Raw genomic sequence first — 17,197 nt, 5'->3', positions numbered from 1 at the left:
GTTGTTAGAACCCTCTCAAATAAGCTGCTAGGTCGTCTTTCGGAGTTAAGTCTAACCGTTTTTTAAGTCGGTAACGACTTTTTTCCACCCCAGTTACCGATATATTTAGGATAGCGGCCAATTCCTTATTGGTCATATTTAGGCGCGTAAGTGCGCACATTCGGAGGTCATTCTGGGTAAGCGATGGGTGTTTTTTTAGAAGTTCGGTGGTAAAATTTTGATTGACTTCATCGAAATACAAGGTAAACTGCTCCCAACTTCGCTCTCCTTCAATTTCGGTTTCAATCGTCTTTTTAAGACTCTTGAGGCGTTTGATTTTTTCTGTTTCTTCGATGTTCCGAATATCTTCCAGTTGCTCAACGATGCTGATAAGGATTTCATTTTTATGCGCCATTTGCACCGCCGTTGCCATTAGCTCCGTATTTTTTGACTGTATTTCGGTTTCTAATTTTTCGTTTTGCAAGTACAAAATGGCCTGTTCGGCCGCTAAATTTTCGTTGGTCAGGGTTAAAATGGCACGATCCGATTCCAGCACTTTTTGTTTTAATGCCATTTCGCGGCGCGAGGTATAAATTTGTAAAATCAACCTAGCCAAGGCCAACGTCAGCAACCCCATGACTAGCTTAAACCACCACGTTTGCCAAAAAGGAGGAGTAATGACAATGGTCAGCGTTTTTTCCTTGCTCCAAACGCCATTATTATTGGCTCCTTTCACCCTAAACACGTAGGTATCAGGCTCTAAGTTTGTATAGGTAACGAGTCGTTGGTCGCTGTTCGTCATTCGCCACTCACGGTCAAAACCCACCATTTGAAAAGCATACTGATTTTTGAGTGGGTCGGTAAAATCTAGGGCGGCGAACCCAATCGAAAATACGTTATCGGCATACGACAACTCTACATTGGAGGCGTGCTCTAACGATTTATTCAAAACGATGCGACCATCTGGTAGCTTTCCTGTTGGAACGGATTGGTTAAAAAGTTTAAAGTCCGTCAAGACCAATTCAGGCGTTTTTTTCAAATACCGCACTTCTTCGGGGCGAATCAATGTCAGTCCGTTGATACCTCCAAAATAAAGTACTCCATTGTCGCTTCGTAAACCCGTTGCTTGGTTAAATTGATTAGAAGTCAGGTAAGAGTTTTTGGTAAAGTCAAAGTTAAGCCATTGGTTCGAGTCAACCTCAAAACGACTGACACCCCGAAACGTACTTACCCATAAATACCCCTCTTTGTCTTCCACAATGCCCATGACGGCATTAGAAATCAAGCCTTGTTGCTCCGTAAAATGTCGAAATTGCCCATTGCCAAGCCAAAGATTTAATCCACCGCTTTCGGTACCAATCCAAAGCCGTCCTTTAGAATCCTGAAAAATACACCGAATATCGTTGGCAGATACGCTTTTAGGGTTCTCTCTTTCGTACTGAAACCGTTGGCATTTCGCCGTTTTTGTGTCAAAAATATTTAGCCCTTTGGTATCAGTCCCTACCCAAATTTGGTCATTTTTATCCGCAAAAATCACCATGATATCATCACTCGAAAGGCTATGAGTGTCTTTAGGGTGATGGTTGAAACGGGTAAACTTCCCCTGTTCAATATCATCCAATCTAGCCAAACCTCCTCCCAAAACCCCCACCCACAACTTCCCCGAACGGTCTTCCGTCATTGTCCATACGTTATTTCCTCCGATGGTAGTGCGGTCAGCTGGGTTAAACCGAAAATGTTTAAAACGTTGCGTTTTGGGTTCAAAGTAGCTCAAACCATTCTCAAAATACCCCAACCATAAACGTTGACGGGAGTCTTCAAAAATAGTTTTTACCACGCTTCCGTAGCCAACGGGCTGGTTAGGAATGGGAGAAAAAGTCTTCAAACGATTATCAAACCTATTGAGCCCACCTCCGTCGGTACCGATGTATATCTGGCCATTTTTAGCCTCGCAAATACTCAAAACCGAGCGATGGCTCAGTTCTCCCTTTCTACTACCCGTTTGCGTAAGCGTTTCAAAACGCGTTTTGTGCGCTTTATAGACGTTGATTCCCCCATTAAACGTCCCAATCCATACGTTTGCATCGCGGTCAACGAGGATATTCAGCAAAGCGTTTGAGTTTAATTTTCCTTGCGTTTTTCCGTACTGAACCGACGAAAACGTCTCGGTTTTAGGGTCAAAAATATTTAATCCCCCACCATCCGTCGCCAAAAGCAGTTCGCCGTTGGTAGCCTGAGCAATACCCATGACATTGTTAGAAGAAAGCCCCTCGGGCATAGCGTATCGACGAATCTCTAAGGTCGCTTTGGCAATTTTATACAAACCAGACCCCTGCGTTCCTACCCACAAATTACCCTGTTTATCGTTGAAAAACACTTTTCCAAAACTCTCAAAATCGGTATCATTTTTTCCATTAGCATGGAGTGGGTGAATCCGTTTTTCGTCAAAATAGTAGATACCTTTTCCGCTAGTAGCTATCCAAATGCGGCCTTGGCTATCTTGGCTAATGTTTGCTACTTCATTGAAGGCAAGCGGCGAATTTGACGCATCAAAATGCCTCATTTTCTTTATTTTAGGCTCATAGCACCATACGCCCGCCCCAATTGTGCCAATCCAAATGCGGCCTTGTCGGTCTTCAAACAGGTGCTTAATCCACTTTTTTGCCAAAGGTTTAAATGGCAACTCATTGCTCAAATTTCTGAACTCACCCGTGTTGACTTCCCGTAAATTAAGCCCTTCCGTTTGCGTCCCTACCCAGAGATTTCCCTTGGAGTCTTCCAGAATCGCATGAACACTTTTTCCTTGAAACGAAGACATACCACTCCCCGACTGCCGAAAAACCCGACACTCATACCCATCGAACCGCACCAACCCATCTTTGGTCCCCGCCCAAATAAAACCCTGCTGGTCTTGGGTTAGACAAAATACGGTATTGTGTGGCAATCCCTCAGTGATGGTCAGGTAATCGAACTGTTCAAAGTTTGATTGCGCTAACGCCGTTTGCAGAAAACCTACCAATAAAAGAAAGATTGAACTTCGGAGCATTGGGTCAAGAATCAAAAGCGAAAGGTACTACGAACATCCGTAAACGACAAAAGGCTGCCTCCGAAATGGAAACAGCCTTTTGAAAAAATTGTTTCAATGCGATTATTCTACTTTTACCACTTTCAAGGTAGCTTGTTTTTCCGAAGTTGCTACTTTCAAAAGGTACATTCCGCTTGGCAAGTCATTTACGTCAAACTCCTCTTGATGTGCATTGGTTTCTGCCACAAACAATCGGTTTTGTACCGTACGGCCAGTGCCATCCATCAACGTCGCTTTCACCTCTTTGCCTTTGCTATTGGCTACTTTGAGACGGAGGATTTTTGAAACTGGGTTTGGCATAACCGTTGCAAAAGAGGCGTTATCGGTTATCTGTGGTCCGTTGTCCGAACCAGCCGTCCTCACTCCTCCTACACCTACTCCATCTCTCGATTGGATTCTGAACCAGTACTCTTGGTAAGTAAGTACATTACCTTGAGGTTTGCGGGTTGAAGGATAAATACTACCCCAGCCTTTTTGGTCCCAATAGCGAACCCCCAACTTATACAACCCTTTTGGTAAGCCTGTATCGTACGTATTGCCTCCAGCGCCATTGTCTTCGTAGAAACCGTAGGCAGGGTGGTTTTGGGCGTACAACTCCGTCCAACCTTCACGGTTGGCGTACATGAAATAAGGCGCATTGTTTTCGTGGGTATTGAACGAACGTGGCACGCCTACCTCAGGAGTAGCCAACATGTCGAACGTCAACGAGCCTTCAGTTCCCAAATCACATACGTCTGCGTGGATGGTCCAGAAACGTGGTGCAGTCTTGTTTACATTTTCTACGTGGTACAGCGTTGGGTTGGTTTGGGTGCTAAATTCCAACTCTGGGCCACCATCACGGGTGATAAATTGACTCGTCCAAAGTGACTTGTCGTTGGCGGCTTTTATGCCCGATTTAGTTTGGCCAATATTAATGAGGGTTAACTCAAAAGCTTTCCAAATCACCGTCATACGAACACTTTCGGCACTTTGGCAACCGTCGGTAAAAATACACTTTGCCCAGTAGCTTTGCTGTGTTGCATTACTAAACGCCACTTGGAAACTATTTTCGTTCACTCCAGTATTCCAGAATGCTTTACTACCTGCTGGACAATTGGCCGAAACCGTCACAGACGTACCCGTACAAACGATGGTGTTTGAAACCGACACCGCTGGGGCTGTGTTCACTGGCGCTACTGTGAATGTCACGACATTGCTCTTCTCACTCAAACAACCTGCATCTGTCTGACAACGCGCATAATAAGATGTCGTTGTTGTAGGGCTCATCGCAGGCAAACTTCCCAAAGCCGCGTTGGTCGTTGCATTGAACCATATTGTTGTGGTTCCAACACAGCTTGATATGCTCGTCATCGGTACAGAACCACCGCAGCTACTGGTTGGATTTAGGCTCACAACAGGCGTTGCTAAGGTTGTTACAGTTCTCAAACTCATCGGAGCCGATTCCGTTTCAATACACGACGGCGTTCCGTCGGCTTTACGACAACGAACGCGGTAATTATGAACAAGACCATCGACCAACTGACTCGGTGCAATTGTTGAATAATCGCCTCCATCAACCGAATACAAAATGATTTCTCCAGCAGCACAAGTGGCATTGAAGGTAATAGTTGTTCCAGGCAAGTCACAGAGTACTTTCGATTCACCCGCCGCCACTGTAACGCCATCGGATACCAAAGACACATTTTGTGGAATCGATGCTCGGTAATTGATTGTCAATGTAATAATTCCTGTATAGGTTGTTGGGCAACTCGCATCGCAAGCCGCTTGATAGCGGTAGAATTGGTTATCAGACGGCTGAGAAGTGGGTGCACTGCTCGACCACGCGCCCCATGTGCCATTCCCCACTTGCACCCGCCAAACGGGATTCCCAACGACACACAGGCCCGTAACATTGAACTGTAAAGCATTCACTGGGTTACTGTCAATGTCGCAAAGCGTACGCGTATTTCCTTCATTGAGTGTTTGTTGTTGGGCATTGAGGGCAATTTCTGGTTTCCCCTGTACCGTTACCGTCACCGAACTTCCAATAGTCGAACTACATCCGTTGGCGTCACTCACACTCACCAATGTGTAGGTGTAAATGCCAGGAACGCTCGTTGGAGCTGTCGTCGTTGAAGTATTCCCCGTTGAAACCAATGCCGTTTGAGGTGTGCCGTTGATTTGGTAATTGAAGGTATAAGGCGATGTACCATTTGCCCCCGTAAAAGTCACCATTGGCGCTGTTCCCGTGAGACATACCGTCGTTGTCCCCGCGATCGTCGCCGTTGGCAAAGGTGTATTTACGATGGTGCCTGTACCGTCTAAAGTAGCTCCGCCGCCGCTCAAACTTACGTTGCGGCCGTTGGCAGCGAGACTGCTCAAACGTAGCAAAAGGGTTTCGTTAACTTCGTCTTTACAATCTCCGTTTATCGTTACCGTTACTGTTTTCGAGGTTTCACCAGCCGCAAATGTTAGCGTGCCTGACGTACTTACGTAATCATTGTCGGCTATGGTGGCCGTGCCGTCCACTGTTGCATAATTTACAACGGCTGCCGCATCGGAAGGATTAGAAAGGTTCAAGTTAAACGTCATAGTCGTTGTTCCTGTACTTCCTTCAAATACCGATGGACTTGAAACAGTCAATACACTGGCATCATCATTGGTAATGGTACCCGTGCCCGAGCCATCCAAAATCGCTGCATTTATGGGGTCACTTAACGTCATTAAGATTGTTTCATCTAGCTCAACCGTGTTGTCTCCGTTCAAGACCACCGTGATGGTTTGCGAAAATGCACCACCTGCCGTAAAGGAAGCCGTACCATCCGCAAACATTTGATAGTCTGTACCTGATGCAGCAGTACCTCCCGTAATACCATATTTCACGGAACACGCATTGGCATTGACCGTACGAGTTATGGTAAACGTCAGGTTTGTCGTACCACTGTTTCCTTCTGTGATGGTTACGTCATTGATTGAGAATTGGGTATTTACAATTTGAATGGCATAATCTTCTACTTCTCCGTCGGTGGCCAAACCTTCGGGACTTAGGCCACCCGTGGAGCTGATACGGAAACGGGCAAAGCTATTGCTTGGCGTAGCTCCTGAAGGTACGGGGAAGGTCAAGAGGTTATCTCCCGAATTCACGGCAATATTGTCAAACACTTTTTCGCCACTATCAAACGTGCCATTGTTATCAAAATCAACCCAAGCATCCAGCTTTCCTGCGGCTGAAGCTTTGACCGTCACGCTCGCAGTGGTATTCAATACCAATACGGAAGGCAACGTAACGCCATCATCGTCAGTGCCATCGCCTGTTGCGGTTGCGTTGGGTTGTCCATCTAAATCCGCATCTACCGTCAATCCCAAATGAATTCCTCCTGGGGCGTTGGCGTGGCGCGGGCCATTGCTGGCCGACAACGTTTTGTACGTATCAGGTGCATCGCCCCAATCCAATTCATCGTTTTCTATAGTACCCGTTTGCGCAGTACCTCCTACGGTAACACCCGCTGGTGCGCCTGAAATCGTTCCCAATGCGACCGTGAAGAGTTCATTATCTTCAATTTTCAAATCACCTTTGGCTTGAACCGTGATAGTTTTAGTCTCGTTTGCCGTGCCCGTAAATGTTAAACTACCATCGTTGTCAGTATAGTCATTATCAGCAATCGTCGCTGTGCCATCGCTGGTCGTATAAGCCACCGTAAAACCTCCTTGAACTGGGTTTGTTAATGTAGCCGTAAAGGTATAATCTACCGTTCCTGTATTTCCTTCTGCTTTTGCGATTGTTCCTGTCAACGTTACCGTTGAAGCATCATCATTGCTAATGGTACCTGTCCCCGTTGCAGTACCCAAAATCACATTTCGACTTGGCGCCGACAAACTGCTCAATGTCACGTTGTAAACCTCGTTGGCTTCTACTTTATTATCATTCGTAATGGCTACGTCCACGGTTTGTGCCGTGGTAGTACCCGCGAGGAAGGTCACCGTTTGGTTCACCGCGGTGTAGTCATTGTCGGCAGTGGTTGCAGCGCCATTCGAGGTTGCAAAATTTACGGTTACATCTATATCCACAGGATTACTCATAGTTACCGTAAATGTTTGTGGCGTGGTTGCTTCGCTTTGGCTTACGTTTCCTGCCAACGATACTATAGCCTGATCGTCGTTGGTGATGGTGGCCGTTTGAGGGCTACCACCTGGCATAATAGCGGCTAATTGGATAGCACTGGTCAACGTAATTGCCCCTAAAGAGGCTTCAAACGTTTCGTTGGCTTCTACCAAATTATCTCCTAGCACATTTACCGTCCATGTCTGAGTTTCGCCAGCGGTTCCAGTAAACGTCAAGCTACCATCATTGTCAGTATAATCTGTTCCCACTGTTGCGGTACCATTTCCTGTGGCATAGGCTACTTGGAAACCTCCTTGAACGGCTGCCGACAAGGTAGCTGTAAAGGTATATGCCGTGTTGCCGCTGTTTCCTTCGTTTTTAGCCACTCCCCCTGACAACGTAAGCGTCGCGGCGTCGTCGTTATTGATGGTGCCCGTTCCAGTGCCCGTGCTGATGGCTCCATTGGTAGGGTTTGAAAGCGTAACAATGACAGTCTCATTGTTTTCCACTATCACATCCCCGTTCACCACCACAGTGATGTCTTGCGTAAGTGCCCCTCCAGCTAGAAAATTAACCGTTCCTAAAGCAAGGGCTACATAGTCACTGCCTGACGTGGCCGTTCCGCCAGTAATCTCATAAGCTACTGAAGATGCTGTTGAGTTGGTGGTTCGGCTAATGGTGTACGTTAAGTTGGTCGTACCAGTATTTCCTTCCGTCACGGAAGGGCTCGTGATGGCAAACTGGTTGTTCAAGATAGTTACTTGGTAATCTTCTACTTCTCCGTCGGTAGCCTCTCCCGTGGGCGACAAACCACCTGAGGTACTCACACGGAAACGAGCGTAGGATGTCCCTAAACTAGCGGCTGGTACAATGACAGGGACAGTGTTATTGCCCACTACCAAGTCAAACCCATTAGCCACTTTCTCATTCGCATCATCCCAATCACCATCACGGTTGAAGTCAATCCACGCGTCTAATTTAGAAACTGCCGATGCCGTCACGGTCACACTTCCTGTGGTATTGATAATAAAGGCACTTGGTAAAATGACGCCATCGTCTCCAGTAGCATCGCCATTGGCCGTCAATGTGGGTTGCCCGTCCAAATCTGCACTTACGGTTGCACCTAAAAATACGCCTCCCGGTGCCAACTTGTGGCGTGCGCCGCTGTTAGCAAGGGTAGTTGGGTACGAACTTGCGAAGCCACTTTGAGCGGCGGTAGGTGCATCACCCCAATCCAATTCATCGTTGTTGATCGTACCCGTTTGAGGACTGCCTGTCAACACAAACGCACTAGAAGAAATTGGAGTGGCTATAACGAAGTTAATAGTAGCAGTGAATTCTTCATTGTTTTCGACTTTTAGATCTCCATTCACCAGTACCGTAAATTGATGGCTTTCCCCCGCAGTTCCCGTAAAAATCAATACCCCATCATTGTCTGTATAATCATTATCGGCAAGGGTGGCTGTACCATCATTGGTAGTGTAGTTGACGCTAAAACCTCCTTGTACAGCATTGGTTGATGATACCGTAAATACATAGGAGGTTGTTCCTGTATTTCCTTCATTCTGAGCAATGCCACCGCTTAGGGTAATCGTGGTGTTGTCATTATTAGTAATTGTTCCCGTACCCGTTGTTTTAGGACCAAACGTTACATCTCGGCCCGACGCCGATAATGCACTCAGGGCAACGTTGTAATTCTCATCGATTTCTACTATGTTATCGTTTGAAATGGCCACATCTACCGTTTGGGCCGTTGTCGTACCCGCTGGGAATGTTACCGTTTGATTGACTGACGTATAGTCACCTGTTGTTGCTGTCCCATCCGTTGTCGCAAAATTTAACGTAACAGCCACATCCACAGGATTACTCAAGTTCACAGTAAATGTTTGCGGCGTAGTTGCCTCGCTTTGGCTTACGTTTCCTGCCAGTGATACCGTGGCCTGATCGTCGTTGAGAATGGTAGCCGTTTGAGATGGACTAGGTACATTGATAGAAGAAGACAATGGCCCCGTAACCGAATTGATAGTTACCGTAAATGTCTCATCCAATTCTACTTTCGTGTCTCCTCTGGCGAGCACAGTAATTGTACGCGTTTCTCCCGCAGTTCCAGTAAATGTTAATGTACCATCATTATCATCATAGTCATTATCAGCAGTAGTGGCCGTAACATTGTTGGTCGAGTAGTTAACGGTAAAACCTGAAGCCATGTTTTTATCTAACGTCACATTGAAAAGATAAGACACCGTACCCGCAGTTCCTTCGTTTTGGGCAGCAGGGCTACTTAACGTCAAAGAAGCAAAATCATCGTTTGTAATCGTTCCCAGTCCTTGCCCATCAGAAATAGCCCCATTGCTTGGCGCTGTAAGATTGACAAAGAATGTTTCATTACCTTCCACTTTAGTATCTCCGTTGACCGTCACCGTAATTGTCTTTTCGGATTCTCCAATGGCAAAACTCAATGTACCACTTGTACTTGTGTAGTCATTATCGGCAGTAGTTGCAGTATTGTCCGCCGTTGCGTAGTTAATCGTTTCGGCCGTGGCTGTACTGGTTCGAGAAACCGTAAAGGTAAAGTTTGTTAAACCCGTATTGCCCTCATTTACAGTCACGTCATTAATAGAAAACTGAAGGTCGTCGTCCAGAATAGTACCAAGTCCTTGGGCATCCGTAATGCTTACTGAACTTGATAACCCGCCACTTACGACCAAGTTTGTAAGGTTCACAAAGAAGGTTTCGTTCGCTTCGCCAATGACATCCCCAATGACAGGAACAGTAATCGTTTTAGAAGTTTCACCTGCATTAAACGTAACAGTACCGCTGGTAGTGGTATAGTCTGTTCCAGCAGTGGCTGTTTGTGGGGCGGTAGCATAATTGGCAGAAACGGTAGTACTCACGGGATTGTCCAATGTAACCGTAAACACTAAATTGGTATTCCCAACATTTCCTTCATTGACTGATACATCGTTGATGATCATCTGGGAGTTATCATCGTTGGTGATGGTACCAGTTCCTGTACCCGATGAACCCGAAACGATGACATTACGGGAATTTACATTTACTCCGCTTAAAGATACATTAAAGGCTTCGGTAGTCTCCACCAACACATCGCCATTAACTGTGACATTGAAAGTATGAGTTTCTCCAGCGATACCAGTGAAGCTGATAACCCCACTATTTGAAACATAGTCCGAACCCGCTAAGGCTGTAACATTTGCCGTTGCAGCATTGACCGTGAAGGGTACATCTACGGCCTTATCGGAAGTAATGGTGAAAGAATAGATTTGCGTACCCGAATTTCCTTCAGAATTTGAGACACTATTAATACTCAGTACCGCTTGGTCGTCGTTGGTAATTGTTCCTAGCCCAGTGGCTTTAGTAAGTATTATTCCATAAGGTGCGCCCGAAAGCACAACCTCAAAGGTTTCATTCAATTCTACAATATCATCCGCATTCACAGTAACCGAAACCGTAGCAGTGAAGCTTCCACCCGTGGTAAAGTTCACTGTTCCGCCCGAAATGGGAGTAAGGTCACTATTGTTGGCCGTCACATTGTTAGTATTTACGGCCAAGCTAAAGGCTTCATCAGTATTGTCCCTCGTTACGGTAAAAGTGAACGTAGTGGTGCCACCGCCGTTGCCTTCATTGGGCATTATATCATTGATTGAAACAAGCGTCGGGGTTCTAAAGCCAAAATCAAGCGTGGTATTGTTTTCTACGTCACTAACATCATACGCCAAGGTAATGGCTTGACTGGCGATTGAACCATTGATGGCATCTTGGCCATTGTCGTCATTGTCTGCATCTAAGTTAGGATTAGGGGCAGTCCCACCTGGGCTAGAAATTAGACCATTGAGTGGTTTACCCGTGCCAAATTCAGTAGAGGGAATTTGAACGATGTAATCTCCCGAACACAAATTACTGAATAAGTATAAACCTCCTCCTGCGGTGGTTGTGTTAATGACAAAGGTATCCCCCGCATCTAAAGTGCCATTACCATTATCGCGGTACAGGTTTACCAATACACCATCAATTCCTGCATCGGTGCCTCCATTAAAAACACCATTTTTGTTGTTATCTCTAAACACCAAATTTCCCAACGAATGTTTCATCAACTGGATTACGGTAGGATTAATCGCTCCTCCAGCCACATCATCGGTGAGTACATTGCTGATATTACTTCCCGTCACCGTTCCTTGGTTTGATATTTGGCAAACGCCTGCAGGAAGTGACGCATTGATGGAGACCTGAAACTTAATGGTAAACACCCGATCCGCAGGAAGTAAAAAACCACTTGGATCACCAACGGTCACGGTTTCACCCGCCAAAACCACCCCCTTGCGTGCTGCTTCGTCGAGGGCTGCTTGGATATTTTCGGCCGTGGCAGCCGTAGCTTGGTTATCAATTTCTTGTTTTGGTGCTTCTACCACTTGGGCTACTTCGACAACCTCCTGTTTGGGTTCCTCTTTTGCAAGTATTTCCGCGGCGATGCGGGCAGGTGAGTGAGATGGGGTAAGGCAAACACTTGTAAATGTGATGCCTGTATTAGGTCCATAACTATTCGTAGTACCATTGTTAGTGGTATTTCCTTTACTGGACCAAGTAGCCGTTGTAGTAGGCCCTGACCCTTGAAGATTCATAAAAGTCGCATCTAAATGCCGCACGCGAAATGCACGTTCATAACCAGCTGGTAAATTCAACGTATTATTCAAGACATGGGCACAAAGTGTATTTATATCTGGTCCTGAAGGAGTATCTCCAGCTCTCAGTACAATTCCCTCTAACCCTGCAACTGTATTAATTGAATTAGTGATTGCATTATTGTCCAAGGTTACATCCAAACGAGCATTTGCATTCGTTCCACTCGCAGCTATCAAATCAACAGGAATATCCGTATTAGATGAAACAACATTAGGATTATTTTTAAACTCGACAATGGCTTGGCCATTATTTTCATGTAAAACCCGAAGTGTGGAAAATATGTTAGCAGTGGAGCTATTATTAGTAATGCTTGTGTTATTGTTAGTACGTCCATTCAAATCTGAACCTAGAAATGTAGATGATAACACCGATACTTCACCACTAGATTCAATAACCGAATTGTTGTTGATATTGTAGTTCATTATTGCCGCCGCTCCATTTGAACCTACTTCAATACCCGCCATAGCCCCGCCAAAACGCTGCACACTACACCCTGTTATATTAAAGTTCATGGTAGAGTTGCCTTCGGCAAATACTTGCACGCCTTTACTTCTGGCCCTTTGGAAGCTACTATTGGTCAACGCAACTGTCGCTGTGGCCGAGCTTTGAGTACGCATTTCAAAGCAGTCTGCTCCTACTGGAGATGACGCCGTGTTATTGAGTGTACAGTTATTAACAGTTAAATTCAAATTACCTGTTGTGTTTTTGATGTGACAAATACGGCACGCTGAATTCTGAAATGTCGAATTTGTGATGGAACAAGTCCCCGATAAGTTTCGGAATTTCAAGGCATTTTCTTCATCCGAATTACCATTATTTATCGCAGTACAATTATTAATGGTAAGATTGGACACTGAAATACCCACGATACCATGTTCTTCAGTTCCCCCAATATCAATATTTTCAAGGCTTACCGTCGATGCCACATTCATATAAAGAGCAGCAAAACAGGCATTTACATTGTCTTCATCGCATTGTCCGCTAAATCCTCCATCACTTGTAGTGTTAGCAGAAGGAAGACTCATGTTTTTTAACGTGATGTTTGTTGCGTTACGTATTTCAATCCCACGCCCAGAAATATTGGTTAAAGTCCCCCCTGAGGCATCTGTTGTGCTCGTACCTGTAATCTGAAAACTCCCCGTTGTACTTTGTAAGAAAATACCGTTGGACGCATTAGAGGCCGACACACTCTCAAGGATAACATCAAGCGACCCATTGTTAAAACTAACCCCAGGGCCTCCCGAATTGGTGATGCTCACATCGCGTACCAAAGCAGTGCCAAAAGCATTACCTTGCAATGACGTGCTACCTGTATTAATGATGTTTACTCCTCGCACTTGGTTCTGCGACTGCATATTCACGGTGTTAGCATTCTGTACGATTGTTGGACGCGCACCTCCAGTTGAAGGGATAGGATTGCCAACTGGCGGATGAACCGAAAAAGTGACCCCAGCTAAGGTGGCCAGCGTACCAGTTGTTGCCCCTTGCCCAATCAACTTTTGTTGTCCCAACAGTAGAGTACTGGTAGTGTTATTATAAGAACCCGAGTAAACAAAGATATTATCGCCCACTCCATCCAATGACGTGCCATTGAAGGAGTTCATATTATTAAAAGGCGTACCAAGACGTCCATCGCCTCCGCTACCTGCACTTGAATTTATAAACCAAATCATTCCCGTTACGGTTATTCGTACCGTACCCGTTGAACTAAATGTGCCATCCGTTACTGTATATTTGAAGGTAGTAGTGCCCTCATATCCTGGGTTGGGATTAAAGGTAAAACTGCCGTTAGGATTAAAAGTTACGGTTCCTTCGGTGCCTGTTACATCAACTCCGCTGACTGTAATGGCATCACCGTCAAGGTTTACGTCATTCGCTAAGAGACCGCTTCCTACGGGCACGTCGATAGATACGTTCCCTACGGTAGAATAGGCATCATTCACGGCAATAGGCGCTGTTTTAAGCGAACCAGGAACCAATGTTGTATTGGGGTCAATGGTATCGGTAAATTTTACGCCCGTGGCATCATCTACTGTAGATGAATTGGTAATAGTAATGGTATATTCTAGCACATCGCCTGGCGTTGGCCCCGAAGTGCCGTTGTCGGTTCCTACTTGGGCTACCGTTTTTAAAGCAGAAACAGAAGGTGCCAACCACCACGTTTTCACTTGGGTAGCTAGGTTGGTCTCATTCGGCGGTGGCGCCAAAGGACTGAGTGGCAACACCTTTCGCTTTGCATTGGCATTCGCAACTGGGTTTCCTTTGTCCAATTTTTCATTGGGAGACACAACAGGTTTTAGCTGATAATTGTCTTCTGGAAGGGAGAAAAGTTGAATCAGTACACTGAGCACTAAGCTCACCGCGATGGGAGTAGAGATTTTCATAACGTAGTAGTTTTTCAGAACTGAGTAAAATAGTACAATAAATTATTCAAAAGTAACCAAAAAAAAATCAATAAAAATAATTTCAATATACTTTTTTCTATATCTTTGTTCTTGGAGCTGCAAAATACTATACTAATAATACACACTTGGTAAATAGTTTTTACGTTTCTCCTTCAACGTTAGAAAACTCTATTCTTTACTCAGTTATGCAAAGACGGCCGTTTATAAAGCTATTAGGTACTTCCTTGGGCAGCCTTCCGTTTTTATCGGGTTATGCTCAATTGCCTATTTCTTCCCCCCAAACATGGTCTCAATGGTTATCGCAACTTGTTAGTATTTGTCCCATTGAATCCGTTTCGATTGCTTCAGCTGGCACTTTACCAGCGCCTCTTCCTGCCGTTCTTTCAGGAGAATTTTCGCAAGCAGAAAATCAAGTTTACTTTTATGAACAACAGCAATACTGTTTTCAGGTGTTTGAAAAAAAGCACCCAACGCTAGACACCCTAGACTTGATGGTTCCGTTTTGGCAACGCCAAGCAACGGGGACTTGGGAAAAAATCGCGTGTTGGTCTTTGTTTGAGTTACAAGCCCTCGCCGAAGTTTCTATGCAATTAGGGACTACTACCTTTGCCACCCTTATCCCGTTAAAAGCCAGTAAGACGGGGCGCTACCTAAGTGCCAAAGGTGACGTACATCTTCAATCGCATCTTTGCTCGAACAACCACATGACAACAACTATTCTCCTCAAAAAGAACACACATATTCTCTGGGAATCAAGACCTTTATCTTAATTTTTTCATTGTTTTACTAAACCCTCAAATGTTATGGCAGAACCGTTTTTGTCCGAAATTCGGATCATGAGTTTTGTGTTTGCACCCAGAGGTTGGGCGCTTTGTAATGGGCAATCACTTCCCATCAACCAAAACCAAGCATTGTTTTCTCTTTTAGGCACTACGTTTGGAGGCAATGGCCAAACCACTTTTAATTTACCCGATTTGCGTGGCCGCACCCCTATTCACGTAGGCAGCAATTATACGTTGGGTGAGCGCGGAGGAGAGCAGGCTCATACGCTAAGTATCGCGGAATTACCCACGCATACCCACTCCGTCAACGCCACAAATATTACTCAAAATACCATTGTCCCAACCAATGGGAAAATTGCCGATACCAGTCCTTCTGAACTGTATTCTGGCGGAGGTGGCTTGGTAGCTATGGGTTCACAAATGGTTACTAATACAGGAGGGTCACAAGCCCACTTAAATATGCAGCCATTTTTGGTTCTTAGTTTTTGTATCGCTCTTCAAGGAATCTTCCCTAGTCAAACCTAGGATATTTTTTCCCTTATCGAGATGTTTAATTATTAATTTGAAACCCTTTAGACTTTACAAAAATGGCTCAACCTTATGTTGGAGAAATACGAATGTTTGCGGGAAATTTTGCCCCCGCAGGGTGGATGTTTTGCGAAGGGCAACTTCTCCCTATTTCGGAATACGAAACCCTTTTTAACCTCATTGGTACTACCTACGGTGGGGATGGACAGTCAACCTTTGCCCTGCCCGATTTGCGTGGGCGCCTTCCTATTCACCAAGGAAATGGATTTGTTTTGGCCGAAACGGGTGGTGCCGAAGAAATTACCCTGACAGTCACCCAAATTCCAGCCCATAGCCATCCTTTTTTAGGCACAGACAATTCGGGTAGTACTGGTAGTCCTTCTGGTACGACCTTTGCCAGAAATGCCTCGGCAAATTTTTATACCACTGATACCTCCGTAGGTCTTGTAAATCTGGCATCGAATACAGTTAGTTCAATTGGAGGCTCTCAGCCGCATACCAATTTCCAACCTTACCTATGCGTAGATTTTATTATTTCGCTTTTTGGTATTTTTCCTTCGCCAACTTAGACCTTTCATTACTCAACCCTTTTACACTAAACTCTTGAACTTCTATGGATCCATTTGTTGCCGAAATACGCATTTTCCCTTTTAATTTCGCCCCCAAAGGATGGGCGTGGTGTGATGGACAATTACTTCCCCTCTCCCAAAATACGGCTTTATTTTCCCTGTTAGGTACTACTTACGGAGGAAATGGCAAGTCAAATTTTGCTCTTCCTGATTTGCAAGGCAGAGCCCCAATGCACCCTGGCCAAGGCCCAGGGTTATCTCTTCATGATTTAGGCGAAACAGGAGGCTCCGAAACGGTTTCTCTGTTAGAATCCGAGATCCCTTACCATAGTCACACCGTTCGTGCTATTAATGACGGTGGTTTGCAGTCTAGCCCTTCCACTGCTTACCCTGCTAGAGCTAACTTTTACAATACAAACCCTACAGGCCCCTCTGTGGCTATGATGGCTAGTAGTCTTGCCCCCGCAGGTGGCGATCAGCCTCATAATAACATGATGCCCTATTTGACGCTCTATTTTTGTATTGCATTACAAGGAGTCTTTCCTCCTCGCACGTAATCGAATGAGTGAAATGTTATTTAGAGCAAGAGCTATCAATGAGGCAGATTTGCCTGCTTTATTAGAAATTTATGCCAGTACTAGGGCCGAGGAATTGGCCCTAGTACCTGACTGGACCGAAGCACAAAAGCGTACTTTTGTGACCCAGCAGTTTATGGCCCAGCACCAGTATTACCAAGAATTGTACAAAGGAGCTGACCTACAAATCATCGAAACAGAACAGCAGCAGGCCATTGGACGGCTGTATGTGCATTGGCAGTATAGTCCCACCGAAGTGCGAATCATGGACATTGCCATCCTCCCCCCCTACCGTGGCCAAGGGTTGGGCAGCAAGCTCCTAGAAGCAGTGCTTCGCCAAGGGGCCGTTCTTGGCAAATCGGTGACAATTCATGTGGAATACAACAACCCCGCTCTGCATTTATACGAGCGTTTGGGCTTTAAAAAAATCGGAGAATTTAATACGGTGTACCATTTGTACCAATGGAAACCCGATTCTACCTCTTAACTTTTGTA

At 45.3% G+C, this 17,197-nt stretch carries 7 protein-coding genes; 5 read left to right on the top strand and 2 right to left on the bottom strand.

Annotated elements, in window-relative coordinates; genetic code table 11:
- Positions 1–4: 4 nt before the first annotated feature.
- Together FHS57_RS18890 and FHS57_RS18885 are read right to left on the bottom strand one after the other, a co-directional pair.
- The gene (locus FHS57_RS18890; RefSeq protein ID WP_183976421.1) at positions 5–3,025 is read right to left on the bottom strand and encodes a two-component regulator propeller domain-containing protein; all 3,021 of its coding nucleotides are present in this window, start codon (positions 3,023–3,025) and stop codon (positions 5–7) included.
- A gap of 102 nt (positions 3,026–3,127) precedes the next feature.
- Positions 3,128–14,227, bottom strand: a complete 11,100-nt coding sequence (locus FHS57_RS18885) for a Calx-beta domain-containing protein (RefSeq protein WP_183976419.1) — start codon at positions 14,225–14,227, stop codon at positions 3,128–3,130.
- 206 nt (positions 14,228–14,433) lie between these two features.
- Here FHS57_RS18885 and FHS57_RS18880 point away from each other — a divergent pair, with 206 nt between their 5' ends.
- From FHS57_RS18880 to FHS57_RS18860, 5 genes are all read left to right on the top strand, one after another.
- Positions 14,434–15,018: a hypothetical protein gene (locus FHS57_RS18880; RefSeq protein WP_183976417.1), complete on the top strand. Its 585-nt coding sequence runs from the start codon at positions 14,434–14,436 to the stop codon at positions 15,016–15,018.
- Positions 15,019–15,051: 33 nt separating this feature from the next.
- Positions 15,052–15,555 carry a phage tail protein gene (locus FHS57_RS18875; protein ID WP_183976415.1) on the top strand — a complete coding sequence of 168 codons (504 nt, stop codon included), beginning with the start codon at positions 15,052–15,054 and terminating at the stop codon, positions 15,553–15,555.
- Positions 15,556–15,617: 62 nt separating this feature from the next.
- Positions 15,618–16,127 carry a phage tail protein gene (locus tag FHS57_RS18870; RefSeq protein ID WP_183976413.1) on the top strand — a complete coding sequence of 170 codons (510 nt, stop codon included), beginning with the start codon at positions 15,618–15,620 and terminating at the stop codon, positions 16,125–16,127.
- Positions 16,128–16,171: 44 nt separating this feature from the next.
- Complete coding sequence (locus FHS57_RS18865; protein WP_183976411.1) at positions 16,172–16,684, top strand: phage tail protein; 513 nt, start codon at positions 16,172–16,174, stop codon at positions 16,682–16,684.
- A 4-nt stretch (positions 16,685–16,688) separates the two neighbouring features.
- Complete coding sequence (locus FHS57_RS18860; RefSeq protein ID WP_221225673.1) at positions 16,689–17,189, top strand: GNAT family N-acetyltransferase; 501 nt, start codon at positions 16,689–16,691, stop codon at positions 17,187–17,189.
- Positions 17,190–17,197: the final 8 nt, after the last annotated feature.

Origin of the sequence: Runella defluvii (genome assembly GCF_014195535.1) — a bacterium.
GTDB classification, from domain to species: domain Bacteria; phylum Bacteroidota; class Bacteroidia; order Cytophagales; family Spirosomataceae; genus Runella; species Runella defluvii.
Note: the sequence above shows the minus strand (reverse complement) of the source record. Positions and strands in the feature narration are given on the sequence as shown.

Excerpts from the sequence above, each read along its gene's own strand:
- FHS57_RS18890 (WP_183976421.1), bottom strand. The coding sequence starts at position 3,025 with ATGCTCCGAAGTTCAATCTTTCTTTTATTGGTAGGTTTTCTGCAAACG.
- FHS57_RS18885 (WP_183976419.1), bottom strand. The coding sequence starts at position 14,227 with ATGAAAATCTCTACTCCCATCGCGGTGAGCTTAGTGCTCAGTGTACTG.
- FHS57_RS18880 (WP_183976417.1), top strand. The coding sequence starts at position 14,434 with ATGCAAAGACGGCCGTTTATAAAGCTATTAGGTACTTCCTTGGGCAGC.
- FHS57_RS18875 (WP_183976415.1), top strand. The coding sequence starts at position 15,052 with ATGGCAGAACCGTTTTTGTCCGAAATTCGGATCATGAGTTTTGTGTTT.
- FHS57_RS18870 (WP_183976413.1), top strand. The coding sequence starts at position 15,618 with ATGGCTCAACCTTATGTTGGAGAAATACGAATGTTTGCGGGAAATTTT.
- FHS57_RS18865 (WP_183976411.1), top strand. The coding sequence starts at position 16,172 with ATGGATCCATTTGTTGCCGAAATACGCATTTTCCCTTTTAATTTCGCC.
- FHS57_RS18860 (WP_221225673.1), top strand. The coding sequence starts at position 16,689 with ATGAGTGAAATGTTATTTAGAGCAAGAGCTATCAATGAGGCAGATTTG.